The following is a 24,329-nucleotide window of genomic DNA, read 5'->3' on the forward strand; positions in this document are numbered from 1 at the left end:
GCTATCGCGAGCAGGCTCGCTCCCACATTCAGATTGGTGTTCAAGCATTGACGGGTTGGGTTGTCGCCGCTCTCTTCACTGTAGAGACCGGCCGGTACAGCACGTAGTAATAACACCCCAGGCAAATCAGCCAACAGAACACCGCTGTCCACGCATTGTGGGAAAAGAAATGCGCCCCTTGCATCATGCGGCTCACGGAGAACAGCGTTCCCAGGGAGGCAGCGAATATGAAGGCCAGGCGGGCCAGGCGAGGGCGGCGGTCGCGCAGTACGAAGAACAACGCGAACAGCGTAAACCCGGTGGCAGCGTGACCACCGGGCCAGCATCGGCCGGGTTTGTCAGTTGCCGGGCGTGGGCTCAGCAGTTCGCTGTAGGTTTGCTTGCCTCCGAACTCCTTCAGGCTCCAGGGGCATTGCACTGCCGTTACGGCTTTCATCGGCGTGACGAATGAAGTAGCCAGCGCCAGGGAGAGCACCAGGCAGCCCAGTTCGCGTTTGAACGGTTTGAGTCGGGTGAGGAAGAACGTGCAGATGAACCCGAGAATCGACAGCAAAGAAAACGCGATGACCACCTGTTTGGCCCGGTCATGCAGAATGTCTTCCAGAAAAAAACTGTGCCGACCGATAAACCCGTCGACTGGGTCGTAGAACAGCCTGGCCAGATCCATGTCCAGCGTGGTCAGTTCCAGCAGCACCAGGATCACCGCGATTGCAGCGGGCAGGCCCAGGGCGACCCGGAAATTCAACGGCCTGGAGACGGGACGGGTGGTGGTGGAAACCATGGCAGTACCTTTGGTGGAGTGTTCTTGAGCAGCGCGTTGCGCGCAGTCTGGCCCGGGCAGCGTGGGCGAGGCGTGAATGCCGGGTGAAAAACTCGTCAATGTCCGGGCAATCCACGCGCGACCCTTGCGGGAGCGGGCTTGCTCGCTACGACCGCCGATACAACCCTAGCCGTGATTCACACTTGGCCTTAAGCTGCGCGGGCCACGATGACCGTCCACGTGCGCAGAGGAGATGCCCATGCGAATTCTGTTGGTTGAAGACAACCGTGACATCCTGGCCAATCTGGCCGATTACCTGGGGCTCAAAGGCTATACCGTCGATTGTGCCCAGGATGGTTTGTCGGGGTTACACCTGGCCGCGACCGAGCACTATGACCTGATCGTGCTCGACATCATGCTGCCGGGCATCGACGGCTACACCTTGTGCAAGCGCCTGCGCGAGGACGCCCGACGTGATACACCGGTGATCATGCTCACCGCCCGGGATCAACTGGACGATCGCCTGCAAGGGTTCAAGTCCGGCGCCGATGATTATCTGGTCAAACCTTTTGCCTTGTCGGAGCTGGCGGCGCGGATCGAAGCGGTCATGCGTCGGGCCCAGGGCGGCGGGCGGCGCGCTTTGCAGGTCGGTGACCTGAGTTACGACCTCGATACCCTGGAAGTCACCCGCGAAGGCAAACTGCTGAAGCTCAACCCTGTAGGCCTGAAGCTGCTGGCGGTCTTGATGCAGAAAAGCCCCCACGTGCTGCGCCGGGAAATCCTCGAAGAAGCCTTGTGGGGCGATGATTGCCCGGACAGCGACAGTCTGCGCAGCCATGTTCACCAATTACGTCAGGTGATCGACAAACCGTTCGACAAACCGCTGTTGCACACCGTGCATGGCGTGGGTTATCGCCTGGCCGAGGGCCGAGATGGAGTTTAAGCAGAGCCTTGCCCAACGGATCATCATCGCCTTTGCGCTGATGAGCGCGTTGGTCGCCGGTGCATTCGCCATGGGCATCGTGGCGACGGTTCACTTGGTGGAAGAAAGGCTGATTTCCGCCGGGCTTGGGGGGGACCTGCAACGCCTGCTGCTGATGGACAGCGTTTCGGACTGGAGTCATCGTCCGGAACCCGACCAGTTGTTCTATTTCAGTGGCGGCCCGGGTGACTTCGATTTGCCCAAGGATCTGCGTCACCTGGATCGCGGTTTCCACGAGGTCTTTCGCGCGCAATTGTCGTATCACGCCATGGTCGAGATTGTTGACGGTCGACACTACGTGCTACTGCAGGACCAGAGCGATTTCGAAGAGCGCGAACGGGTGCTGTTCGCCGTGGTGCTGGTGGGCTTCGTGCTCAGCCTGGCGCTGGCGGTGTTCCTGGGTTGGGTCCTGGCTCGCCGGGTGATGGCGCCGGTCGTGCGTCTGGCCCGGCAAGTGCGCCATCGCGACCAGCTCCTCGGGCTGGCCCCGCCGCTGGCCCCTGACTATGCCGCCGATGAAGTGGGTGAGCTGGCCGTGGCGTTCGACGCTACGCTGGGGCGACTGCGCCAGGCCCTGACGCGTGAGCGGTTGTTCACCAGCGACGTAAGCCATGAGTTACGCACGCCGTTGATGGTCCTGGCCAGCTCCTGTGAGCTGTTGCTGGAGAACCCGGCCCTGGATCAGCGCGGTCGCAAACAGGTCGAGCGGATCAGTCGGGCCAGTGAAGAAATGCGCGAGCTGGTGCAAACCTTCCTGATGCTCGCCAGGACCCAGCGCGAAGACAGCGGCATGTCGCCCCGGTTGACGCTAGGGCAGGTGGCCGAGGACCTCGTTGGGCTGTGGCGTGCGCCGATCGAAGCCAAGGGCCTGACCCTGATCTTCGAGCCGGGGCAAACCGCCGACACCCCGTATAACGCCACGTTCCTGACCGCCGTCATGGGTAACTTGCTGCGCAACGCCTTGCACTACACCGATCAGGGCTTCATTCGCCTCACGCTGTCCGCGACCGGCTTCGTGGTCGAGGACAGTGGCGTGGGCATTCCCGAAGAAAAACGCGAGGCGATGTTCGAACCGTTCGTGCGAGGTAACGAAAAGCGCGGCGAAGGGCTTGGGTTGGGGCTTTCATTGGTCCAGCGGATTTGCGAGAACCAGGGCTGGACCGTGAGCCTCAGCACCATGGAGCCCAATGGCTGTCATTTTGAGGTTGAATTGCATCCTCGTAGCTGAGCGCTCTGCTCAAGATTGCCTGTTGGAAATATCCTGAAAACCCTCGAGTGCCTGCATGATGAAGTTTTCACAAAGGGATGACTTGGCGTGCACATGTCCATCCCTAACGTGGGAGCCATTACCTCATGGAGGCTCTCGCCAATGTCCAACCCTATCAAGCTCGACTTTTCCGAAAAATATGACGAACAGCACGCTCATCAATACCTGAATAAACATCAGGCTGGCCTGAGTCGGCGTCTTTCCCACCGCCGTGATGAACAACTGGCACGCATGGCTTTGGCGTTGGCAGGTGATCCTGGCCTGGTGCTGGACTTGCCGTGTGGTGCCGGGCGTTTATGGTCTGTTCTGGCCGAAAAACCGAACCGGGTGATCATCGGTGCGGACAATTCCGAAGCCATGCTCAAGACTGCGTTGAACGCTCAACCCGCCGATGTCGTAAAACGGGTACAACCCTTGCACGCTTCTGCGTTCGACATTGCCTTGCCTGATAACGCCGTCGACAGCATTTTTTGCATGCGCCTGCTCCACCACATCGGTGAACCTGCGCATCGACTGGCGATTCTGCGGGAATTCGAACGTGTCACTCGTGATAGCGTGATCGTTTCATTGTGGGTCGATGGAAATTTCAAGGCCTGGAGACGTAAGCGTCTGGAGCACACGCGTGGGCAGAAAGGCTACCAGAATCGATTTGTGTTACCGGCCGCTACAGTCGAGGGTGAATTTCGGCAGGCTGGTTTCCGCATTCAGGAACGACTGGACTTCCTGCCGCTCTATGCCATGTGGCGAGTTTATGTATTACGCAAGAGGTAACAGCATGGTTGTGGCAGTAGAGACAACAGCGGTCCCCCGCTGCGGCTTCGAACACTTCTGGAATCAGCAGGGTGAATGGGTGGAACAACCCAATGTGCGTCGTGGTGGTGAAAGCGGAGTGCAGCGGATCAACAACGGCGGCGATCTGCTCTATGCCAAGCGTCAGACAGGGCATATTTACCGTAGCTTGTTGCATCCGTTCGGCCGCCCAACCGTGTTACGTGAGCAAGATGCCCTGCTGGCATTGAGCCGACTCGACGTCAGCGTTCCAAAAGTCATCTTCTGTGGCGCACAGCGGGACCCGATTCACAAGTGGCGTGCGCTGCTGGTGACTCATGCGCTGGACGGTTTCGTGGAGTTGGATCACTGGTATGCCACAGGCGGGCGCGAGCGTCATGGCGAAGCGGGACATGACCGAATTCTCCAGGCATTGGCAGAGAACCTGGCTCGCATGCATAAGGGGCGTTGGCAGCATGGCTGCCTCTATACCAAGCATGTATTTGTGCGCGTGACCGGAGAGGGTGAGTCCGCTCGAGCCGAAGTGGCCCTGCTGGATTTGGAAAAGTCCCGTCAACGCCTGACTTCCCGGACCGCAGCGTCCCATGACATGAAGCAACTGCGACGCCATTCGTCGTTCAGCGATTCAGAATGGGAAAAACTCGTCTACTTTTACAAAGCGGCGTTTGGCAGCGCTATCAAAGGTTTATAGCGATGAAATTAGAAATTGCTAGAGGTTTGTTTCTCGTAGGAGCCCTGGCAGTTACCTCTATGGCGGTGGCGGTATGGGAGCAGCCCCGTTCGCAGATCCTCAGTGCTTCCCACCCGGACGCGCACTGCCCTTTGCCACGTGTGGCCAAGGCCAGCGAGGCGATCCGGCCGGACGACGATCTGTTGCTGTTCATGTTCAGTCTTTCCCAAGGCATGAGGCCCCAGAGTTGATGGACAGGAAGCCAAAATAAAGGCCTCGCGTATGCGAGGCCTTTATTTTTTGGATCGCAGCCTTCGACAGCACCTACAGGGCCAGTGGTCGCACGTTAGGGTTTGTCCGGCTTGGCCAGCAACGTATACACGCAGGGCAATACGAACAGTGTGAACAGCGTGCCAATCGACATCCCGGTGGCGATCACCAAGCCGATGTCGAAGCGGCTCACCGCCCCGGCCCCGGTAGCGAGGATCAATGGCACCATGCCAAATACCGTCGCCGCGGTGGTCATCAGTACGGGACGCAAGCGAATCGATGCGGCTTGCTCCACGGCCTCCCGTGGGGTTAGCCCCTGTTCCCTGCGCAGCTGGTTGGTGAACTCAACGATCAGGATCCCGTGCTTGCTGATCAGGCCGATCAGCGTCACCAGTCCTACCTGGGTGTAAATGTTCATGCTCGACCAGCCGAGGAATAGCGGAATCAAGGCGCCGCAAATCGACAGCGGTACCGTCACCAGAATCACCAGCGGGTCCCGGAAGCTTTCGAACTGGGCGGCCAACACCAGGAAGATGATCGCCAGCGCCAGGGCAAAGGTGACCCACAGCGCGCTACCTTCCTGGACGAACTGTCGCGACGCCCCTGCGTAGTCGAAAGCGAACCCTACCGGAGCCTCTTCTTGGGCAATCTGGCGGACCGTCTCGATGGCCTCGCCCATACTCACGATGGGAAAACCCGAAATCGTCACCGCGTTGAGTTGCTGGAACTGATTCAACTGCCGTGGTCGCGCCCGATCGCTGACTTTGATCAGCGTCGACAGCGGCAGCAATTCACCCTGGGTATTTTTTACGTAGTAGTTGTTCAACCAGTCCGGATTGTCCCGGAACGGTCGTTCGACCTGGGCGATGACCTTGTAGCTGCGCCCTTCGATGGTAAAACGGTTGATCTCGGCTTCACCCAGCAGGGTGGCGAGTGTGCCGCCCAGGTCTTGCATCGAGACGCCCATCTGGGCGGCCTTGGCACGATCGATGTCCACGACGACTTCGGGTTTGTCGAAAGCCAGGTCAACGTCCATGAAAGCGAACTTGCCGGATTCCAGTGCGCGCTTTTTGACCCGCTCGGCGATCTGCAACAGCGTTGCGTAGTCCTTGGGCGAGTTGATGACGAACGCAAATGGCAAGCCTTCGCCGGTGCCAGGCAGGGAGGGCAGGTTGAAACCGAATATTTGCAGGCCGGGGATGTTCTCCAGCTTGGCCTGGACTTCAGGCAGGATTTCCATCTGGGTGCGGCTGCGTTCGTTCCAGGGTTTGAGCAGGAAGCCGCCGATGCCCGATTGCACGCCGTTGTATCCGTTGATCTGGAACGAGGAGTAGTACTCCGGGAACTCCTTGAAGATGGTGATGAAATGATCGGTGTAGGTGTTCAGGTAGTCGAGGTTGGTCGGCTGCGGGGCATTGGCCATCATGAAGATGATGCCCTGGTCTTCATCGGGGGCCAGCTCGGACTTGGTGAACATGATCAGCACCGGAATCAGCAGCAGCACGATCACCGCGAACACCAGCACCACAGGCCGGGTATTGAGCATGCCGTGAAGCATGCGCTGGTAGCGGTTTTTAAGACGTTCGAAAACCACGTCCAGTCTATGCGCCAGTCCCGAGGGGTTCTCTTCGTGACGCAACAGCAAGGCGCACATCATGGGCGAGAGGGTCAGTGCGACGATCCCGGAAATGACCACCGCGCCGGCGAGCGTCAGCGCGAACTCCTTGAACAGCGCCCCCGTGAGCCCCTCCAACAGACCGATCGGCGCGTACACCGCCGCCAGCGTGATGGTCATCGAGATCACCGGCATAGCGATCTCCCGGGCACCTTCAATTGCAGCGTCGAATGGGCTTTTGCCTTCCTCGATGTGCCGGTGGATGTTTTCCACCACCACGATCGCGTCGTCCACCACCAGACCAATTGCCAGCACCATGGCGAGCAGGGTCAGCAGATTCATCGAGTAGCCCATCAACTGCATGAAGAACATCACGCCAATCATCGACAGTGGGATGGTCACCACCGGGATGGCCACCGAACGCAGGGCGCCCAAGAACAGGAACACCACGACGATGACAATCAGCACCGCCTCGAAGAGGGTTTTGACCACCTCGTCGATGGAAGCCTGGATGAACAGGGTGGCGTCGTAGGCGATCTCGGCCTTGAGGTTGGCCGGCAGTTGGGCCTCCAGATCCGGCATGATCCTGCGCACTTCCTTGATCACGTCCAGCGGGTTCGCGCCGGGGGTGGCCTTGATGCCGATGTACACCGAGGGCGTGCCACCGAAGGAACTGATGGTGTCGTAGTTCTCGGCGCCCATCTCCACCCGGGCCACATCGCGCAACAGCACGCGGCTGTCGCCATCGGTCTTGAGCGGAATCGCCGCGAAGGCCTCGGCGGACTTGAGTTCGGTGTTGGCGTTGATACTGGTGACTACGTATTCGCCTTTCACCTCACCAGCGGCCGAGAGGAAGTTGTACTGGCGCACGGCATCGGTCACGTCGGCGGCGGTGAGGCCGAAACCGGCAAGCTTGACTGGATCCAGCCACAGGCGCATGGCGAAGACCTGGTTGCCGAGGATCTCCGCTTCGGCCATGCCCGGCAATGTCGCCAGCTTGGGCTGGACCACCCGTGACAGGTAGTCGGTGATCTGCGGGTTGTTCAGTTCCTTACTGAAAAAACTGATGTACATCAGTGCCGAGGCATCGGCGGCCTCGCGGCTGAGCACCGGGTCTTCAGCATCTTGGGGTAGCTGGTTTTTGACTTCGTTGGCCTTGGCCAGCAGCTCGGTAAAAAGTCGGTCGCTGTTGGAGCCGATGCGGGCGTAGACCGATATCACCGAGAAATTCTGACGGCTGACCGAGGTCATGTAGTCGATGCCCTCGGCGCTGGCCAGACTCTGTTGCATCGGCTGGGTGATATAGCCCTGGATGGTCTCGGCGTTGGCCCCGGGGTAGGCGGTGGTCACCGTGATCAGGGCGTTCTCCATCTGCGGGTACTGGCGCAGGGGCAGCTTGCTCCAGGCTTGGAAACCCAGCAGCACGATCAACAGGCTGACCACGGTGGCGAGCACCGGACGGCGGATGAACGGATCAGTAAAAGCCATGAGGGTTCCTTGATCAGTCCGCAGGGGGCGGGCTGTTCTGTTCGGTCAGGGTCTTGTCGTCGCTGATGGCGATGGGCGTGCCGTTATCCAGTTTGATCTGGCCGGCGATCACGACCTGTTCGCTGCTCTGCACGCCTTTGGAAACCAGCACGAGCCCGTCGCGTCGCTCACCGGTTTCGACGAATCGCCGTTCGGCGATGAGGATCGGCTGGCCCTTGTCATCTTTCTCGACGGTGCCGTCGTCGGCTTTCTTCTGTGTCACGACGTACATGGAGTTGCCGTAGAGGGTGTAGGTCACGGCGCTTTCCGGCACGACGATGGCGTTGGCCTTGTCCGGCAAGATCACCTGCAGGCTGGCGAACATGCCGGGCAACAGCCTGCCGTCGGGGTTGCCCAGGGTAGCGCGTACCAGCACGTTGCGAGTGCTGTCTTCGATCTTGGGGTTGATCGCGCTGATGGCGCCGACGAAGGTCTGGCCGGGATAGGCCGAGACACTGACGTTGACTGCCTGGCCGACCGCGAGCTTGGGTACCGCTTGCTCGGGGAGGTAGAAATCCACATACAGGCTGCTCAGGTCCTGCAGGGTGGCGATCACCGTGCCGCTGGCCAGATAGTCGCCGACGTCCACCTGGCGAATGCCGATGGTGCCGCTGAACGGCGCAACGATGTGTTTCTTGGCCAGCGAAGCCTTGAGCTGGTTGACCGTGGCCTGGTTCTTTTTCAACTGCGCCGCGAGCCGGTCGAATTCGCCCTTGGAGATCGCCTGGCTGCCCACCAGTTGCCGACCCCGGCCAAAATCCAGTTGCGACAGGTTAAGGTCGGCCACGGCGGTTTCCAGCAGCGCGCTTTCGACGTCACTGTCCAGTTGCACCAGTGGCTGGCCGGCCTTGACCTTTTGCCCCGACTGGAACTGCACCTTCTGCACCGTCCCGGCAATTTCCAGGCTCAGGTCTACGCCTTGCAGTGCGGTGAGGCTGCCGACGGTGGGCAGGCGGGTTTGCCAAGGCTGCTCGACAGCCGTGGCCACGGCGACGCTGACCGGCGGTTTGGGGGCTGAAAACATCTGGATCTGCTGGTAAACGGAGAAACCCTTGTAGCCGGCCAGTAGCAATACCACCAGCAGGACAACACCCAACATGATCAGCATGCGGCGTCGCAGCATGTTCCACTTCCTTGGAAATAAGCCGAGAGAAAATACAGACAGGCGGGCACATTACTCCGAGTACGCGACCGATTCAAAACGATGTTCATCGGTAATGTGTAAGGATTTTTCCTGAAGGCCCGCCGCCCGCTTGTCAGATCAAATGCAAATGGTTGTCCCAGAGCCCTGCGGGCAGATCCAGTGGTTTTGCAACCAGTTGTGCCTGCCGGCAATCGTAAAAGCGGCAACGGCCCTGACCCGATGTCACGACGAAACCGTCGGCCACCGCACCCACACCGGCGCAGTCTGGCAGAGGCGCGTCCAGGCGTACTTCGCCGCTGTCCAGGTCCCAGATAAAAAAACGGTTGCCACGGGGCGCTGTCAGGGCCACCAGGCGCAGGTCGCTGTGTACGGCAACGCTGGCGGTGTAATGACCCATGGCCTGCAATTGATGCTCGGCCACCGGGAATGCCTGGAACGGCTGGCCCGGACGCTTGATTGCCAGCAGCTCGGAGGATTCGTGGGCATCGCCCATGAATTGCTGGCCGCAAACGATGGTGCCGTCGCTGGCGATGCCCATGTGGCGCACGCTGTTCATCGATTGGGCGAGGGTTTCCTTGCTCAGCAGTGTGCCATCGCGCTGCATCAGTACCAGGCTCGGCTCCATGGCATTGAGGTTCATCTCGACGCGGCTTTCGGCCTCGGTGCGGATGCCGCCGTTGGCGACCACCAGCGTTTCGCCGTCGGGCATCCACGACACTTGATGAGGGCCGATGCCGTGAGTCGACAGTTCGCCGCTGTGCTCCAACCGTTCGCCTTCAAAACGGTACACGCCTAGCAGGCCGCGGCCTGGATCGGTCGTGTCGTTCTCGGTGGCGTACAGCCATTCGCCGCTTTTATGAATCACCGCGTGCCCATAGAAATGCCGGTTCGGCAACGAGGTGAGGGTCTGCAGCAGCGAACCGTCGCGCAGGTCGATCAGGTAGCTTTCGGTGCCTGGGCGACGAGCGACGAACAGCGCAATCGGTTTTGTCGGATGGTCAATGATGTCGTGGCAGCGCTGCTTGACCTGGGTGGCGAACACCCTGCTGCCGTCCAGTCGATAGCCCACGGCGTAGTGCTTGCCGTCACTATCGTCCCGTGCCGAAAGCAGGAGCGGATGCTTGTCCTGTTGCTTGAACAGCGTCCAGCCGCCCAGGGTAACGGCGCCGAGCAGCAGGCTGCCCAGTGCCAGAGCCTGACGTCGAAACATGATCAGTCACCGTCGTTGGCATTGAAGCCCAATTGAATGCCCAGCGCCTTGGCCAATTCGCCTTCGTGCAGGCGATGGACAACGTTGAGGCTGTCGTACAGTTCGTTGAGTTGCTGGCGTCCGGCGTCGTCAGCGAGCATTTCGACCAGCGAGCGCTGGCTGTCGGCGAACAGTTTCAACGAGGTGTCGTAGGCCGCGTCGATCTTGTCGGCCAAGGGTTTCTGCTCGCTTGGCAACAGGCTGCGCAGGCCCTTGTTGTCCACGCCGACCCAGACGGTCCTGGCCGCGCTCAGACTGGCTTGCAGGCCTTGCAGCGACGACTGGCTGCGCCAGGCATCGGCCTGGAACGGTTGTGGTACGCCCTTGCTCTGGCGGCCCATCGGCGTGCCAAGTTTCTTCTTCAAGGTGTCCAGGGCAGTGACCTGGACCCGCAGCAAATCGGCGATCGCTTCGTGGGAATCAGCGTAGCGCTCGTTCGGAAACTTGCTCATCTGGGCGAGCATGCCGTCGTTGGTATTCCAGCGCGACAGGATATCTTCGGCCAATTGCTTCTGACGTTCGCCAATGGCGATCAGCAGCGGGCAGTACTTGGCTTTTTGCGCGCTGTCGGCCATGTCGATCCTGGCGTCGAACAGCAGGTACTCATAGGCGGAGAGGCCTTGCACCACAACGCTGGACTTGGCCAGACCGGCAACGTCGATCTGCGGCTGGTTATTGACCAGTTGCTCGACCTGACGGCCCACCAGGTTTTTCTTGTCCGGCCAGAACTGCACCTGCCAGGCGCGATTGCCCTCGGCCAACGGGCCGATCAGCAGTGGTTGCAACTCGGCCCAGGCTTTTTGTGCCTTGAGAAAGTCGGCGCGGGCGGTCTCCAGGTTTTCCTTGCCCTGGCAGAAGGCCAGGGCGCTGGTTGCCAGTTGCCGGTCAGCCTCGACCCAGCGGCTGTAGGTGGGCAGGATCACTTGCTTGGCGATGGCCGCTGAGGTGACCGCTTGCGGATCCTGGGGCGAGCACGCGCCGAGGACGATGGCGGCGAGGCTGGTAAACAACAGCTTGGGACGGAACATGTCGGGCTCCCGTTTTTCGGAGAATGCGATTAAAGGGAATTCAGGAACGCCAGCAACGCAGCGCGTTGCTCGGCATTGAACGCTAGAACTTGTCGCTGCGCCGCTTGCGCTTCGCCGCCATGCCATAGCACGGCTTCGAGCAGGTTGCGCGCGCGACCGTCGTGCAAGAACTGGGTGTGACCACCGACGGCTTCGGTCAGACCGATGCCCCACAGCGGTGGGGTCCGCCAGTCGCGGCCGCTGGCCTTGAATTCGCTGCGGTTGTCGGCCAGGCCTTCGCCCATGTCGTGCAACAGCAGATCGGTGTAGGGGCGAATGACCTGATTCGCCAGTTCCGGTTCGGCAGCGTTGGCGGACGTGGTGTACTTCGGGGTGTGGCACGACTGGCAGCCGGCCTGGAAAAACAGATTCTTGCCGGCCAGCACCTGAGGCGAGTTCACATCGCGACGGGCCGGTACGGCGAGGTTGCGGCTGTAGAACAGCACCAGGCGCAGAATGTTGTCGCTGACTTCCGGCTCGCCATCGGCGCCGTTGCCGTTCGGGGCGCGCTTGCAGTCGACCTGGGCCTGGGTGCAATCGTCGAAGGGGCGCAGGCTTGTCGTCAGGCCCATGTCACCGGAGAAGGCGTGGACGTTCTGCTGATTGAGGTTCGGCTGGCCGGCCTTCCAGCCGAAACGCCCCAATACGGTCTTGTGCTGGACATCGTCCCAGACCTGGTTCGGCCGGCCGACGATACCGTTGTTCTCCCGTGCCTGGGCTTGGGCATTGGCCAGGATAGCTTCATCGGGAATGGCTTCGAGCAGCCCCAGGCCGATCATCGGCGGTGCGACGCGGGCCGAAAAGCGTGTGTCGGGGTGCATCGGGCCATAGCCCAGTTGGGTGATCTGCAGTTGCGGCTTGCGCAGTTCTACGACGGTGCCGTCGTCGAAGCGCACCGGGACTGGCGTGTAATCGACCCGCACCTTGCCTTCGGGGACAACGCCGGGCACGGACATGTCCTGCAATTGCCCGCCATAGGTCGGCTCCGGCACCACCCCCAGTTGTTCAATGACCTTGGCGTAGGCCGGGGCATCGGGAATCGACAGGCGCACCAGCATCGACACCGCGCTGGCCGCGTCCGGTGCCGGCGGATGGCCGCGACCGTCCTTGACGTGACAGTTCTGGCAGGCGTTGGTATTGAACAATGGCCCCAGACCGTCCCGTGCGGTGGTGGTCGAGGGCGCGATCACCCAGGGGCTGCGGAAAAAACTGTTGCCCACGGCGAAGTCCACGCGTCGCGAAGGTGGCAGGTTGGCCGAGGGCAGGGAAAAGGCGTTCTGATCACTCTTGCGTACCGTCGCAGCGCCACCGGACCGGGCTTCGCCGGGTTCGGCCTGGGTAAAACGCGGGGCGTCATCGCAGGCACTCAGGCCCAGGGCCATGAACAGAGCGCATAAGCGAAGAGGCAACGACGGCATCGGACTTCCTGGAAGAGGAGTGAAACGAGGGCGCAAAGTCTAACAGGGCGGGGCGGTTTGAATAAGAGGGATTATCGTTTGGTTTTTGAGCATCACTTTATCCAGATTACCTGGCTGCTTTTCTAAGGCTTGGCTCCAGCGTCCAGTCGTTTTCTCCCGCCGTTCGTCGGCAATCTGCTCTGACCTGTCAATCCTGACAGTAGCCGATCTTCCTTGGCTGGAGTTTGATGGCCCAACGCCGAAAAGCCACGCTACCCTCACTCGCCAGGAAAACATGATGGATACCGAATCGTCTGTCTTGAACCATCCGTTCGAACTATTCCCTGTTTACATCCCGGGATGGAAGACGCCGGTGCTTCCGGAAGGCCTTGCGCACGGCGGCATCCCACAAAGCATTTATGACGGTCGGCCCGAGGGATTGCAATGCGTGATCTATGCATGGACCGAGCTCAAGAGCGGCTCCTGGACAATGGCGGTCCTTGATCGAGTTGACTTGTATGTCAATGGCGAGCTCTCGGGGGCAGGCTTTACCGTCCAGCCGGGAGAGGAAAGTAAGGAGTACTTTCTCCTGGACCTTCCCCAGGGAAAACTGAGAGAAGGGGTCAACAGGCTGCATTACACAATAACCCGTCTCAGCGAAAATCCCGGTATTTCCAATGATTTGAATGTGCTGTACAACTTGCGGGCCCCCGGTGAGCCGGCGCCTCAGGGCCTGGATCTGGTGATCCCGCCGGATGTGCTCGGTGATGGGGTCAGCGCCGAGCGGGCGGCGCAGGGTGTGGCGTTTGGTTTTACCTATTCCTATCCGCGAGATTACGACAGCATCAGATTTTTAGTGGGCAATGTGACCGTTCCTGTTGACGGATTTGATGCCGCCAGACCGGTGACGCATACCCTGTTTACCGACACATTCAGACAGGCAGGGGACAACCCCAATACAGCGCTCCAGTTCACGGTGACTGACCAGTTGGGCAACTCCAACCGGTCGTTGATCAAGTACTTGGATATCCATTTGGACCGCGTGCTGATTGCTCCTACTCTTATCCATGTAAAAAATTCCGCCGGTGAGGAGATTCCCGACAAAGGCGAAACAACCAGCACCACCTTGGTGCTGTCGGGTGAGGCAAGCCATGGCAAGGAGATCGAGGTCTACGATGGCAGCGGTGCTGGTGCCGTCCCCAAGGGCACAGCAACTGCCGATGCGACAACCGGCCTATGGACCAAAGAAATTACCGTCGACGTCGGCGCTCGCCGCCTGTATGCAAAGTCGCTCTACCACCCTACGAACGTCTATTCGAACGTACGTATCCTGACTGTGATACCTGAACCCCTAAGCATCGATACCAGCGACGCGATTCTCGACCAGTTAATGTTTAGAGCCGATAAGTTTCCTGAACGTCCGCCAGTAGGGGCGTTCGTAGAGCGGATACCGTCGGGAGGTGTGCCTCCCTATATCTATACTTCCAGCGACCCAGAGGTGGCAGAGCTTTTTTCATCATCGCAACCACGGGTTGTATCGAAGCACTCAGGGACCGCTACGATAACCGTCCGAGATCAAATGGGTGCAAGCGTGTCTTACCAAGTCATTACTTCCAAGGTTTGGTTGCTGTTTGACTTAGGTAAAGACAATGAGTGGCAGACGTATTGGAATTGCTGGGGGGCTGCGTGGAACGCCGGGGGGACGATCCCTGACCTGGTGACTTGGGGAGCGCTTCGAACCATCCATGACGGCGACCCAGGTTTGGGGGACTTGCGTGCATGGTCTGCAGACCAGGGTCCCGGTGAAAGGACTGTGTATACAATCAACCCCACAACAGGAGTCCGAGAGCTACTGTCCCAGGATAGCGACTATGCAAGGGGATGGATGATCAAAGAGGTATGACCTTCCCTTGGCATTGATGCGACGAGACTGGCGACGCTGTTCATTTCAGGTCTGGGGCCTGTGGCAAGGGAGCTTGCTCCCGCTGGGCTGCGTAGCAGCCCTAATAAAGCAGTGAGCTCAATCCTCCTGGCCGAGTTGGCTGGTTTTGGGGGCCGCTTCGCAGCCCAACGGGGATAAATCCCCTCGCCACAGAGCCAAGTTCACTGCGCGACAGCGCAGCGTCGAAGACGCGGCGGGCACTCTCTTGCCACAAGTTACTGTTTGATTTTAGGGTTGCACCACGGCCCCCGGTACCAATGGCAGTTCCAGCGTCGCGATAAATCCGCCATCGGAATGGTTGGCCAACACCAGCGCGCCGCCATGACGCTCGGCGGCGCGGCGGGCGATGGCCAGGCCCAGGCCATGACCTGCAGTGGTCTGGCCGGGGGCGCGGTAGAACGGTTCGCCCAACTGGCCCAGGTGTTCGGCCTCCACCCCCGGTCCGTGATCGCGCACGCTGACCATGATCCGCTCTCCTTGGCGCAGCGCGCGGACTTCGATCGGTTGACCGACCGGATTGAAGCGCTGGGCGTTGCGCAGCAGGTTATCCAGGGCCCGTTCAATCATGGTCGGCCAACCTTTGAGGGTCAGGTTCGGTTCAACGTCCAATTGCACGCTTTGTTCTGGAGAGGCCAGCTGTGTGTCTTTTTGCAGGGTAACCAGCAGATCGTTGAGGTCCACCTCTTCAGCGCTGGCGTTGTCGGCATCGACCCGGGCCAACACCAGGATTTCGCTGATCAGCGCTTCCAGACGATCACATTCGCGGGTCAGGCGCGGCCAGAGTTTTTCACGCTCCTCGGGGCTGGCTCGTTCAGCCAATGCCAGGGCAATGCGCAGCCGGGCCAGGGGCGAGCGCAGTTCGTGGGATACATCGCGCAGCAGTTGGCGCTGGCTGGCGATCAGGCTTTGCAGGCGCGCGCCCATGCGGTTGAAGTCGGTGGCCAGCACACCAAATTCATCCCGGCGATTGGCCAGTTTGGCGAGGCTGTTTTGCTGGTAGGTGGTCTGCCCCAAATCATGCACTGCACCGCGCAGGCGGCTCAACGGACGGGTAATGGACAGGGTCACCAACAGGCTGAACAACGTCAGCACCACCAACGCGATCCCCAGCGCACTCAGAGGCCAGAGCAGGCTGCCGCGGTGCCAGGCATCCAGTTCGGGGTGGGGTATGCGGTAGATGAACAGGTAAGTGTCGCCGGTTTTGGCGCTGGTGAACTCGTCGGTCAAGCGCCGCCAGGGCAGGCGTCGGTCGTTGTTGTTCTGTCGCGCCTCGAAGGCCTGCGCCCGACGCGGGAAAGTGCCGCGTACCACCGGGTCACCGCTCTCGTTAAGCACCTGGACGTTGATGTGATACTGATGCTTGCGTTGTTGCAGGATCTGCTCGGCGGCGTCTTCGCCCTGGCTTTCGAAGGTTTGTGTCCACTCTTCGGCCAGGGTGTTGAGGCCCGGATGGCGGCTGAGGATCCAGGCGTCCTGGTTCAGCATGTGGCCCAGCAGAATCGAAAGCCCTGCAACCAGGGCGATGGCCAGCCAGAAACTGGCCAGGATGCGCCAAAACAGTGAACGCACGATCAATCCTCGAAAACAAAGAAAGCCCAACGGCGATTGGCCGTTGGGCTGGGGTGCTTCAGCGCATTATTGCGCCTTTTGCGGTTGCTGCGCTTTCCAGGCCTTGAACTCGGCCCACTCGGCCCGACGCTCGGCCTGTTTCTTCTGAATGGCGTCAAACTCTTTTTGCTGCTCTGGCTTCAACAACCCACGGATCTGGGCGTCGACTTTTTCGTGCCGGGCGGCCATTTCATCTTTCATGGCTTTCTGATCGGCTGGCGACAGTTTGGCCAGGTACTTTTCTACCAGTTCGCGGCGCTCGTGGCGCTGTTCGCCCATGATCTTGCGGATCTGCTGGCGTTGTTCGCGGCTCAGGTCCAATTGGCTGTACGGACCTTTGTCGTGCATCTGGCCGCCATGACGCGGGCCATCCATCGGGCCCATTGGTCCCATCGGGCCGGCGCCTTCAGGCATGGCCATCGCGACGGTAGGCAGGGCAGCAGCGAACATCAGAGCGATGAGGGTCTTGCGCATGGTGTATCTCCTTGTCTCGTTCCCGGTCAGTTCCGGATGAGTTCAGGTTACGCAGATCAAGGTCAGCGGCGGTCAGGGGTGGGTAAAGCTTGGGTAAAGACGTTTTGGCGCAGGCCTGACAAATCTGCAGGACCGAGCACAAAGCCCTGTGGGAGCAAGGCTTGCCCGCCATGAAGATAACGCGGTCTCTAAAGGAACCGAGGCGCCTGCATCGCGAGCGAGCTTTGCGCCCACAGCCCAGCGGCGCAGCGCTTAAAGGCTGTAGTAATAACCCCGGCTACGCAGAGCCACGATGCGTGGGCGACCGTCGGCGTGCGGGCCGATTTTCTTGCGCAGGTTGCTTACGTGCATATCGAGGCTACGGTCGTACAGGGTCAGCTTGCGTCCCAGGGCGATCTGCGCCAGTTCCTGCTTGTCCAGTGGCTCGCCCGGCTGCTTGAGCAGCGCTTCGAGCAGGCGGCTTTCGGAAACAGTGAGGGTCTGCTCCTGCTCATCGATGCTGACCACGCCTCGCACCGGGCTGAAGGTCAGGTCGCCCAGTTCGATCTGGCTGGACACCGCCGTCGGATGACTGCGGCGCAAGACCGCGCGCAGGCGGGCGGTCAGTTCCCGTGGATCGCAGGGTTTTGCCAGGTAATCGTCGGCCCCCAGTTCCAGGCCCAGGATGCGATCCAGCGGTTCGCCACGGGCCGAGAGCATCAGCACCGGCAGCTCCGGATGATCGTTGCGCAACTGCTTGAGCAGTTCCAGGCCGCTGCCGTCGGGCAGCATCACATCCAGCACCACCGCCGCCGGGGCGGTTTCGGCCAAGGCCTTGCGGGCGCTATGGCCATCGTGGCAGGCCCGGACCAGAAAACCTTCCTGACCCAGCCAACTGCCGAGGAGCTCACACAGCTCCTGGTCATCATCAATCAGTAACAGCTCGCTCATGACTCACTCAATTTAGCCATTGCCGACGTTGTCTACGTCCACCGCTGGCAAAGATACCGCAGAGCAGGGCCAATAGCGCTACCCCGGCACCAATGACGAACCACTGCTGCTGATCGGTCAGCAGGCGTGGCAGGGGGCTGGCCTGAGCTTCCTTGAGTTGCAGCTTCAGACGCTGGTTCTCCTGGCGCAATCGACTCACCAGCGCGCTCTCGCGTTCGCTGTTGGCGTTTTGCAGTTGCTGGGTCAGTTCCTCGCGCATGCGTTCGCTGTTTTTCAAGCGTTGCTGCAATTCGGTGATCTGACTGCCTGCGCTCAAGGACAAGGGCGTCGAATGACTGCCGTCGGTGCTTTCTTCCCCATGGGCGGGAGCCCCGATCACCAACATGACCCCTAACAGGCACAGCGGACCTTTGCGCATTGCAACTCCTGAATTCCAATCGAGATTAGACAGGTTGTCGGCAGGTAAACGAGAACAATGAGCGATTGAGCGCAATGAGCCGCGAAGGCTCATCACGCATCGGGTTGTTAAGGCAGGACTTGCTTGAACGGCTTGACCACGACATTGGCGTAGACACCGGCGGCCACGAACGGATCGGCTTCGGCCCAGGCTTGCGCCGCGGCCAGGGAATCGAACTCGGCGACGATCAGGCTGCCGGAGAAACCCGCCGCGCCGGGGTCGTTGCTGTCCACTGCCGGGTGCGGGCCCGCCAGCACGATTCGGCCTTGGGCCTTGAGCTGTTGCAGGCGCTCAAGGTGTTCAGGGCGGGCGGCCAGGCGTTTTTCCAGGGAATTGGCGACGTCGGTGGCAATGATTGCGTAGAGCATGTCAGTCCTCGGTTTTTGGCGTGGTGGTGTCGGCATCGTGCAGATGACGGGACAGGTAGATGCCTTGGGCGATCAGGAACAACAGCGTCATGCCCAGGCTGCCGAAGACCTTGAAGTCGACCCAGTAGCTCTGGAAGGTGAACGCGACGAACAGGTTGGCGGCGCCGCAGAACAGGAAAAAGCCGATCCAGGCGATGTTGAGCCGGGTCCAGATGACGTCCGGCAGGTTCAAGGCGTGGCCCATGATGCGCTTGATCAGCAGGCGATCGCCGACGAAGTGACTGCCGATAAACGCCAGGGCGAACAGCCAGTTGACCACCGGGGCTTTCCACTTAAGGAAAGTTTCGCTGTGGAAGGCCAGGGTCAGGCTGCCGAAGACGAGGCAGGCGATCAGGGTCAGCCACTGGCTTTTCTCCAGCTTGCGTTGGGCCACGAACAGGGCGCCATAGACCACCAGCGAACTGATGATCAGCATCGCGGTGGCGCTGTAGATACCGCCCACAGTCAAGGAGTGACCGGCAATGTCGACGGTCCGTGGGTCAAGTTTGTAGACGATGAAAAACAGCAGAAGCGGGATGAAGTCGATGAATTGTTTCACAGTGGCAGCCAGAAGCAGGATGTGGCGGCATAATAACAAACATCCTTGGCCGCGATAGGGCCAGCTGATTTGAGGTAACAAACTCTCGTGAATGTTGATTTGCACTGCCATAGCACGGCCTCCGATGGCGCCCTGGCGCCTGCGGTTCTGGTGGCGCGGGCGTTCGAGCACGGCGTGCGAGTCCTGGCCCTGACCGATCATGACACCCTCGAAGGCCTCGACGAGGCCCGTAGCGCGGCTACGACGCTGGGCATGCAACTGGTCAACGGGGTCGAGTTGTCCTGCACCTGGGGCGGCGCGACTATTCACGTGCTGGGTTACGGTTTTGATGTAAATGCGCCGTCACTGGTCCAGGCCATTGCGCAACTGCACGACGGCCGCTGGCTGCGTGCCGAAGAGATCAGCCGCAAGCTTGCGCTAAAGGGCATGCCTGGTGCGCTTGAGGGCGCCCGGCAGATCCAGCAGGAACTGGGCGACAGTGGCAACGCCCCGGCCCGTCCGCACTTCGCGGACTGGATGGTGCGCGAAGGTTTCGTCAAGGACCGCGCCGAAGCGTTTCGCAAATGGCTGGGGGCCGGCAAGCTCGGGGACGTCAAGCAACACTGGCCGACCCTGGAAGAGACCGTCCAAACCCTGCGATCCGCCGGAGCCTGGGTCAGCCTGGCGCATCCGTGGCACTATGATTTCACCCGCAGCAAGCGCCGCCGCCTGGTGGCCGACTATATTCAAGCAGGGGGCCACGCCATCGAGGTGGTCAATGGCCATCAGCCTGCCGAGCAGGTCGGCAGCCTGGCGATTCTGGCCCGTGAGTTCGGCCTGCTGGTGACCGCCGGCAGTGATTTTCATGGCCCTGGAGGCTGGTCCGAGATAGGCGAATATCGCCCGTTGCCGGAAGATCTGCCACCACTATGGTGTAGATTCAAACATGATCCCGTTACCGCCACCGTCTGAACAGGTAGAACACGTGAGTCAATTTTTCCAGATTCATCCGGAAAACCCGCAAGCGCGCCTGATCAAACAGGCGGTGGAAATCATTCGGAGCGGTGGTGTGGTGGTCTATCCCACCGATTCTTCCTACGCCATCGGCTGTCAGATCGGCGACAAGAACGCTGTAGAGCGGGTAAGACGCCTGCGTCAGCTGGATGACAAGCACAACTTTGCGCTGATCTGCAGCGACCTGTCGCAGTTGGGCCTGTTCGCCAAGATCGACACCGGCACCTTCCGCCTGCTCAAAGCCCACCTCCCTGGGCCTTACACCTTTATTCTCAACGCCACCCGGGAAGTCCCGCGGCTGTTGCTGCACCCGAAAAAACGCACCATCGGCCTGCGGGTGCCCAGCCACCCCATTGCCCTGGCGTTGCTGGCCGAGCTGGGTGAACCGCTGATGAGCGTGACCTTGATCATGCCCGGCGAGACGGAGCCGATGAATGACCCTTACGAGATGCGCCAATTGCTCGAGCATCAGGTCGACCTGATCATCGACGGCGGTTTCGGCGGGATGAAGGCGTCCACGGTGATCAACCTGGCCGATGGCGAGCCGCAAGTGGTGCGTATCGGTTGCGGCGATCCAGCCCCGTTCCTGGTCGAGGCCTGAGTGTCCGCAGTGGAAACCGCCGTTGAGAGCGCCGACAGCCAGGCCGGCGCTCAGCAAGAGCTGCCGTTCGCCATGGTCTATGGCCAGGCGGTCATGGAAATGCCCCTGGACCTGTACATTCCGCCGGATGCGCTGGAGGTATTCCTTGAAGCCTTCGAAGGCCCGCTGGACCTGCTGCTGTACCTGATCCGCAAACAGAACATCAACATCCTCGACATCCCCGTGGCGGAAATCACCCGCCAGTACATGGGCTACGTCGAGCTGATGCAGTCGGTGCGACTGGAACTGGCGGCCGAATACCTGGTAATGGCGGCCATGCTCGCCGAGATCAAGTCGCGAATGCTGCTGCCACGCTCGGCAGAGATCGAGGAGGAGGAAGACGATCCGCGCGCCGAACTGATCCGCCGCCTGCAGGAATACGAACGCTTCAAGGTGGCGGCCGAAGGCATCGATGGCTTGAGCCGGGTCGGGCGCGATGTGGTGGTGCCCAAGCTCGATGCACCCGAGGCGCGAGCACGTAAATTGCTCCCGGATGTCAGCCTCGAAGAGTTGCTGATGTCCATGGCCGAGGTGCTGCGCCGGGGCGACATGTTTGAAAGTCACCAGGTCAGCCGCGAAGCCCTGTCCACCCGCGAGCGCATGAGCGATGTGCTGGAGCGGCTCAAGGGCGGCGGCTTTGTGCCCTTCGTCGAGCTGTTCACCGCCGAGGAAGGGCGGCTGGGCGTGGTGGTGACGTTTATGGCGGTCCTGGAATTGGTCAAGGAATCCTTGGTCGAGCTGGTGCAGAATGAGCCGTTCGCAGCGATCCACGTGCGGGCACGAGCCGAATAACGAGCAAATCAATGAATCTGACTGAACCCCGCGAGCTGGCGCCGTTGCTTGAAGCTTTCCTGTTGGCCTCGGGAAAACCGCAATCGATGGAGCGCTTGTTCGAACTCTTCGAAGAAGGCGAGCGGCCCGAGCCGGCCGTGTTCAAGAAAGCCCTGGCGCTGCTGGGTAAGTCCTGCGAGGGGCGGGCGTTCGAACTCAAGGAGGTGGCTTCCGGCTACCGCCTGCAGATCCGCGAGAAGTTTTCGCCCTGGGTCGGGCGTTTGTGGGAAGAACGGCCTCAGCGCTATTCCCGTGCCATGCTCGAAACCATGGCATTGATCGCTTATCGCCAACCGATCACCCGGGGTGAAATCGAAGATGTGCGGGGCGTGGCGGTCAACAGCCACATCGTCAAGACGCTGCTTGAGCGCGAGTGGATCCGGGTCGTCGGCTATCGCGACGTGCCGGGTAAACCGGCGATGTTTGCCACCACCAAGGCCTTTCTCGATCACTTCAACCTCAAGAACCTCGACGACCTGCCGCCGCTGGCCGAACTGCGGGAGCTGGAACCCGAGCCGATGCTGGAGTTCGACGACGCCCCGGTGCCCCAAAGCTTGCAGGAGCTGGCCGACGCCAGCGCCGAGCCGGAGGAACCCAAGGAAGAAACCAGTTTCCATTCGTTGTTGCTGGAACTGGACACCATGGAGGAGGGGCTCAAGACCGATTTCGACGATCTGCTGCGTGAGGGGCCGGGGTCTGAAGGCGAAATGGATGAACCCGCGCAACCGGGCAGCGAATTTGAACTTCAGGCCGAACCTGACCCCGAACCGGAAGAAGACATTCTTGGCGTAGCCGCGGCCCGGGAAAAACTGCTGGCCGCCGTCGCCGCCCTCGAACCACGCGAACCCGAGCCTGAGCTCAGCGATGAAGAAGCCGAAGCCCGCGCCCTGGCCGAAGCGATTGAAAACGAACGACGCCAGTTCGACGATTGATCACGGCTGACACAGCGCCGCCCCATTGTGGGAGCGAGCCTGCTCGCGATGGCGGTCTGTCAGCCAACATCATTTTTGAAGGTGAAATCGCTATCGCGAGCAGGCTCGCTCCCACATTAAGTCATGCGGTGCACCATGAGTTCCACCAAAGACCCCTGCATCAGCCTCTGCAAGTTCGACGACGACATCTGCATCGGCTGTGGCCGCAGCAAGCGCGAGATCAAGGCCTGGAAGAAACTCGACAAGGATGACAAGCGCACGGTGTTGGCCGAAGCGGCCCTGCGCCTGATCAAACTGGGCGCCACCGGTCGGCGGAAAAAGCGCTGAAGGTTCGTCGATCAGCTAGTCTCTGATGCGCAAATGCCTTAACGAGCGTATGATTCGCGACCCTTTGGCGATCCCTTCGTCATAGACCCGTTTTCAAAGTGTCAGGCCACGCCTGACCCGACCACACCGGGAGGTGCCCAGAATGAAAGACCAAGACCAGAACGACAGCCAGGAAATCGGCCCAGCAGGCGAGAAACTGCAAAAAGTCCTCGCCCGTATCGGCGTCGGCTCGCGCCGCGACGTGGAAACCTGGATCACCCAGGGCCGGATCAAGGTCAACGGCAAAGATGCCACCTTGGGCCTGCGTGTCGACATGCATGACGCCATCACCATCGATGGCAAGGTGATCAAGCGCGAAGAGGCCGCCGAAACGGTGCGCCGCGTGATCATGTACAACAAACCCGACGGCGAGATCTGCACCCGTGACGACCCGGAAGGCCGTCCGACCGTGTTCGACAAAATGCCGCGTCCGAAAGAAGGCCGCTGGATCAACATCGGTCGCCTGGACATCAACACCACCGGTTTGCTGATGTTCACCACCGACGGTGAGCTGGCCAACCGCTTGATGCACCCGTCCTACGAGATGGACCGCGAATACGCCGTGCGTGTACGTGGTGAAGTCGACGACGAAATGATCGAGCGCCTGAAGGCCGGCGTTGTGCTGGAAGACGGCCCGGCGCGTTTCACCGACATCAAGCAGGCTCCGGGCGGCGAAGGCTTCAACCATTGGTACCACTGCGTGGTGATGGAAGGCCGCAACCGTGAAGTACGGCGCCTGTGGGAATCCCAGGGGCTGGTGGTCAGCCGCCTCAAGCGCGTGCGTTTCGGTCCGGTGTTCCTCAACTCCGACCTGCCGATGGGCCGCTGGCGCGAAATGAGCCAGTACGAAGTCGACATTCTGGCCGCCGAAGTCGGCCTCAAGCCGGTGGCGATGCCGCAGATGACCGCCAAGAGCAAGGACAAGCTGGAGCGCATGCAGCGTAAATCCTCGCGTCCGATGGGCAAGACCGAGCGCGTGCGTACGCTGCGTCCTGCCGCTGATGGCCCGGCCGCAGGTCCGCGTCCGTCCCGCGAGCCGCAGATCGAAGGCGAACGCCCGGCCCGCAAGCCTGCGCCACGTCAGGACGGCGAACGCGGCCCGCGCACGCCACGTCCGGCCAACGGTCGTACCGAGCGCGGCGAAGGTCGCGGTGCTCCGGCCGGTCGTGGTACGCCGGTGGCGGATCGCCCGGCCGACACCAAGCGTCCGGCCAAACCCGCAGCGAAAAAGCGCCCGGGCATCGTCCTGGTCGACCGCGACACGCCATCGGGCAAACGTCGCGGTGCCCCAGCGGCTTCGGGGCAGCGTCCGGGGTTTGGGCGTCGTAAGCCGGAGTGAGGCAGTTGTGAGTTTCTAGCTGCAAGAAAAAACGCCAACCGTTGGGTTGGCGTTTTTTTTGTCTGGCTTTAGTGATGCAGTGCTGGTGAGTCCGTCATCGCGAGCAGGCTCGCT

The 24,329-nt window shown here is 60.8% G+C and carries 24 protein-coding genes; 12 read left to right on the top strand and 12 right to left on the bottom strand.

Features of this window, described 5'->3' with window-relative positions:
* Window positions 1-40 precede the first annotated feature (40 nt).
* A complete protein-coding gene (locus HQ912_RS07485) occupies window positions 41-781 on the bottom strand; it encodes a phosphatase PAP2 family protein (RefSeq protein ID WP_173406634.1) in 741 nt (246 codons plus the stop codon).
* A 238-nt stretch (window positions 782-1,019) separates the two neighbouring features.
* On the opposite strand from HQ912_RS07485, the gene colR reads away from it, so the two are divergent.
* From colR to HQ912_RS07510, 5 genes are all read left to right on the top strand, one after another.
* Window positions 1,020-1,703 carry a two-component system response regulator ColR gene (colR, locus tag HQ912_RS07490; protein ID WP_047226998.1) on the top strand — a complete coding sequence of 228 codons (684 nt, stop codon included), beginning with the start codon at window positions 1,020-1,022 and terminating at the stop codon, window positions 1,701-1,703.
* Window positions 1,693-2,970 (top strand): sensor histidine kinase, encoded by a 1,278-nt coding sequence (locus tag HQ912_RS07495; RefSeq protein WP_047226997.1) that lies wholly within the window; start codon window positions 1,693-1,695, stop codon window positions 2,968-2,970. The genes colR and HQ912_RS07495 overlap by 11 nt, the downstream gene beginning before the upstream one ends.
* 141 nt (window positions 2,971-3,111) lie before the next feature.
* The gene (locus tag HQ912_RS07500) at window positions 3,112-3,780 is read left to right on the top strand and encodes a class I SAM-dependent methyltransferase (RefSeq protein WP_076383716.1); all 669 of its coding nucleotides are present in this window, start codon (window positions 3,112-3,114) and stop codon (window positions 3,778-3,780) included.
* 4 nt (window positions 3,781-3,784) lie between these two features.
* Complete coding sequence (locus HQ912_RS07505; protein ID WP_047226995.1) at window positions 3,785-4,489, top strand: lipopolysaccharide kinase InaA family protein; 705 nt, start codon at window positions 3,785-3,787, stop codon at window positions 4,487-4,489.
* A gap of 2 nt (window positions 4,490-4,491) precedes the next feature.
* Window positions 4,492-4,719: a hypothetical protein gene (locus tag HQ912_RS07510; RefSeq protein WP_076383717.1), complete on the top strand. Its 228-nt coding sequence runs from the start codon at window positions 4,492-4,494 to the stop codon at window positions 4,717-4,719.
* Window positions 4,720-4,814: 95 nt separating this feature from the next.
* On the opposite strand, the gene HQ912_RS07515 is transcribed toward HQ912_RS07510, so the two are convergent.
* The 5 genes from HQ912_RS07515 to HQ912_RS07535 all read right to left on the bottom strand — a co-directional run bounded on the left by HQ912_RS07515 (window position 4,815) and on the right by HQ912_RS07535 (window position 12,758).
* On the bottom strand, window positions 4,815-7,841 hold the full coding sequence (locus tag HQ912_RS07515; protein WP_047226993.1) for a multidrug efflux RND transporter permease subunit: 3,027 nt from the start codon (window positions 7,839-7,841) through the stop codon (window positions 4,815-4,817).
* Between the two features lie 13 nt (window positions 7,842-7,854).
* The gene (locus tag HQ912_RS07520) at window positions 7,855-9,003 is read right to left on the bottom strand and encodes an efflux RND transporter periplasmic adaptor subunit (RefSeq protein ID WP_173406635.1); all 1,149 of its coding nucleotides are present in this window, start codon (window positions 9,001-9,003) and stop codon (window positions 7,855-7,857) included.
* A 133-nt stretch (window positions 9,004-9,136) separates the two neighbouring features.
* Window positions 9,137-10,234: a DUF1513 domain-containing protein gene (locus HQ912_RS07525; protein ID WP_173406636.1), complete on the bottom strand. Its 1,098-nt coding sequence runs from the start codon at window positions 10,232-10,234 to the stop codon at window positions 9,137-9,139.
* Between the two features lie 2 nt (window positions 10,235-10,236).
* Complete coding sequence (locus tag HQ912_RS07530) at window positions 10,237-11,301, bottom strand: imelysin family protein (protein ID WP_047226990.1); 1,065 nt, start codon at window positions 11,299-11,301, stop codon at window positions 10,237-10,239.
* Window positions 11,302-11,330: 29 nt separating this feature from the next.
* Window positions 11,331-12,758, bottom strand: a complete 1,428-nt coding sequence (locus tag HQ912_RS07535; RefSeq protein WP_047226989.1) for a di-heme oxidoredictase family protein — start codon at window positions 12,756-12,758, stop codon at window positions 11,331-11,333.
* Window positions 12,759-13,035: 277 nt separating this feature from the next.
* On the opposite strand from HQ912_RS07535, the gene HQ912_RS07540 reads away from it, so the two are divergent.
* Complete coding sequence (locus tag HQ912_RS07540; protein WP_173406637.1) at window positions 13,036-14,640, top strand: hypothetical protein; 1,605 nt, start codon at window positions 13,036-13,038, stop codon at window positions 14,638-14,640.
* Between the two features lie 267 nt (window positions 14,641-14,907).
* Here the strand turns inward: HQ912_RS07540 and HQ912_RS07545 are convergent, their stop codons facing one another.
* From HQ912_RS07545 to HQ912_RS07570, 6 genes are all read right to left on the bottom strand, one after another.
* A complete protein-coding gene (locus HQ912_RS07545) occupies window positions 14,908-16,248 on the bottom strand; it encodes a sensor histidine kinase (RefSeq protein WP_047226987.1) in 1,341 nt (446 codons plus the stop codon).
* A 66-nt stretch (window positions 16,249-16,314) separates the two neighbouring features.
* Window positions 16,315-16,761 carry a Spy/CpxP family protein refolding chaperone gene (locus HQ912_RS07550; RefSeq protein WP_047226986.1) on the bottom strand — a complete coding sequence of 149 codons (447 nt, stop codon included), beginning with the start codon at window positions 16,759-16,761 and terminating at the stop codon, window positions 16,315-16,317.
* A 252-nt stretch (window positions 16,762-17,013) separates the two neighbouring features.
* On the bottom strand, window positions 17,014-17,691 hold the full coding sequence (locus tag HQ912_RS07555) for a response regulator transcription factor (protein ID WP_047226985.1): 678 nt from the start codon (window positions 17,689-17,691) through the stop codon (window positions 17,014-17,016).
* A gap of 7 nt (window positions 17,692-17,698) precedes the next feature.
* Entirely contained in the window at window positions 17,699-18,109 is a 411-nt protein-coding gene (locus HQ912_RS07560) for a translation initiation factor 2 (protein ID WP_047226984.1), read from the bottom strand.
* Between the two features lie 107 nt (window positions 18,110-18,216).
* A complete protein-coding gene (locus tag HQ912_RS07565) occupies window positions 18,217-18,516 on the bottom strand; it encodes a YciI family protein (RefSeq protein WP_107321994.1) in 300 nt (99 codons plus the stop codon).
* A 1-nt stretch (window position 18,517) separates the two neighbouring features.
* The gene (locus HQ912_RS07570; RefSeq protein WP_076383722.1) at window positions 18,518-19,114 is read right to left on the bottom strand and encodes a septation protein A; all 597 of its coding nucleotides are present in this window, start codon (window positions 19,112-19,114) and stop codon (window positions 18,518-18,520) included.
* A gap of 87 nt (window positions 19,115-19,201) precedes the next feature.
* Here HQ912_RS07570 and HQ912_RS07575 point away from each other — a divergent pair, with 87 nt between their 5' ends.
* The 6 genes from HQ912_RS07575 to rluB all read left to right on the top strand — a co-directional run bounded on the left by HQ912_RS07575 (window position 19,202) and on the right by rluB (window position 24,215).
* Window positions 19,202-20,065 carry a PHP domain-containing protein gene (locus tag HQ912_RS07575; protein WP_139049332.1) on the top strand — a complete coding sequence of 288 codons (864 nt, stop codon included), beginning with the start codon at window positions 19,202-19,204 and terminating at the stop codon, window positions 20,063-20,065.
* A 13-nt stretch (window positions 20,066-20,078) separates the two neighbouring features.
* Complete coding sequence (locus HQ912_RS07580; RefSeq protein WP_160893213.1) at window positions 20,079-20,708, top strand: L-threonylcarbamoyladenylate synthase; 630 nt, start codon at window positions 20,079-20,081, stop codon at window positions 20,706-20,708.
* Window positions 20,709-20,840: 132 nt separating this feature from the next.
* Window positions 20,841-21,539, top strand: coding sequence for a segregation and condensation protein A (locus HQ912_RS07585; RefSeq protein WP_160893268.1), 699 nt, complete (start codon window positions 20,841-20,843; stop codon window positions 21,537-21,539).
* 11 nt (window positions 21,540-21,550) lie between these two features.
* On the top strand, window positions 21,551-22,510 hold the full coding sequence (gene scpB, locus HQ912_RS07590; protein WP_173406638.1) for an SMC-Scp complex subunit ScpB: 960 nt from the start codon (window positions 21,551-21,553) through the stop codon (window positions 22,508-22,510).
* A gap of 135 nt (window positions 22,511-22,645) precedes the next feature.
* The gene (locus HQ912_RS07595) at window positions 22,646-22,837 is read left to right on the top strand and encodes a DUF1289 domain-containing protein (RefSeq protein ID WP_047226978.1); all 192 of its coding nucleotides are present in this window, start codon (window positions 22,646-22,648) and stop codon (window positions 22,835-22,837) included.
* Window positions 22,838-22,979: 142 nt separating this feature from the next.
* A complete protein-coding gene (gene rluB / locus HQ912_RS07600) occupies window positions 22,980-24,215 on the top strand; it encodes a 23S rRNA pseudouridine(2605) synthase RluB (RefSeq protein ID WP_173406639.1) in 1,236 nt (411 codons plus the stop codon).
* Window positions 24,216-24,329 lie beyond the last annotated feature (114 nt).

The organism is Pseudomonas sp. MPDS (genome assembly GCF_013283895.1).
In the GTDB taxonomy this organism is placed as follows: domain Bacteria; phylum Pseudomonadota; class Gammaproteobacteria; order Pseudomonadales; family Pseudomonadaceae; genus Aquipseudomonas; species Aquipseudomonas rhizophila.